Annotated in this window: 1 protein-coding gene; it reads right to left on the reverse strand. The window is 39.2% G+C overall.

Features of this window, described 5'->3' with window-relative positions; all coding sequences use genetic code 11:
- Positions 1-1,313, reverse strand: a protein-coding gene (locus HPY31_RS28425) for an IS1182 family transposase (RefSeq protein ID WP_172143295.1) whose coding sequence is annotated in 2 segments (ribosomal slippage) — positions 1-773 and positions 773-1,313 — 1,314 coding nt annotated over the 2 segments. Because the reading frame shifts where the segments join, the coding sequence is not laid out codon by codon here. This gene is flagged as partial in the annotation.
- Positions 1,314-1,401 lie beyond the last annotated feature (88 nt).

The raw sequence follows: 1,401 nt of genomic DNA on the forward strand, positions 1-1,401 counted from the left end.
GTGTAGCGCTATCCTTTTAATGTTTTGTACTGTTGCTGTCATCAATACCTGCTCTTGGACATTTTCACGTCCGCGTAACCTACAATAGCGAAGCCCATGCAGTTCTTTAGCATCTGCAAAGCTTCGCTCTATGGTTTGGTATCTTAATCTATATAAATATTTCCCTGATTTACTTAAACGGTTCTGTCGAACCCATTCCTTACTTTCTTCCCAAACGTGCCTGCTTATCACCTTTTGGTGATTTTTAGATCGGGTACACTCAGAAAGCCTTGGACAAGTTTTACATATTTCTTTATTGGACTTATACATCCTGTATCCGTTTCGATCGGTAGTCGAATAAGTAAGCGTATGTTTTTGAGGACATGTGTACACATCGCACTCCAGATCATATTTAAAGCGCCATTTAGCAAAAAGACCTTTAACAGGTGTAAAGGCACGATGACCGATGACAGCAAATACATTTATATCGTGAAGTGCCTTGCAGATTGGAGTAGTTAAATAACCAGCATCTAATGCAATAGCTTCAATTGTATCCTTAAACCCAAACTTCTCGATTTGGAGATTCAACCTATCTATGTAAGGAACGGAATCATGGACATTGCCAGCAGTGACATGGACATCGGTAATAATATTGTACTTATGATCGACAGTCCGGTGATCGAGATAGAAAAAGCCTTCTGGCTTGCTGTCTCGAACCATGTAGCCACTTTCCGGATCAGTGGTACTCATCTTGATTTCCTTTTCTTCCTTCACACCCTCTCTAGGCTTCAATCCTTTTTTCCATGTACCTCACGGTCTTCATTAATTGCTACCTCTAAATCTTTGAGATAGGCACGACTCGTTTTCTCGATGACATGCTTCTTAAATTTTCGTTTATTCGCATTTGCTTTAAGATGCGTAGAATCACTTATCAATACACGTCCAGCGACCATTCGATGCTGAATCGCCAAGCGCACAATTTCATCAAAAATCTCCTGAAAAACATTTGTATTTTTAAAACGGGTTCGACGATTCCAACTGATTGTTGTGTGATCTGGAACTCGATCTGTTAAAGAAAGGCCAAGAAACCAACGATAGGCGATATTAGTCTGGATTTCTTTTTCGAGCTGCCTCTCTGAGCGGATACCGTAAAGGTATCCAATGAAAATCATTTTAAATAAAACAATAGGATCAATGGAAGGTCTACCGTTATCCTCGCAATAATATTGACGTACTTTTTCTCGGATGAAGGAGAAATCTATATGTTTCTGGATGACCCTTAATAAATGGTCCTCTGGGACCAATTCATCAAGGCACACAAATTCGTAATGCATTTGCGGATTATTATCATTGGAGGTAAGCACAATTATCACCTACTATAAAATGTAATTATAAGAATTATAACAAATTAACGCGGTGTCG

It is taken from the genome of Brevibacillus sp. HB1.3 (assembly GCF_013186635.1).
GTDB classification, from domain to species: Bacteria; Bacillota; Bacilli; order Brevibacillales; family Brevibacillaceae; genus Brevibacillus; species Brevibacillus brevis_D.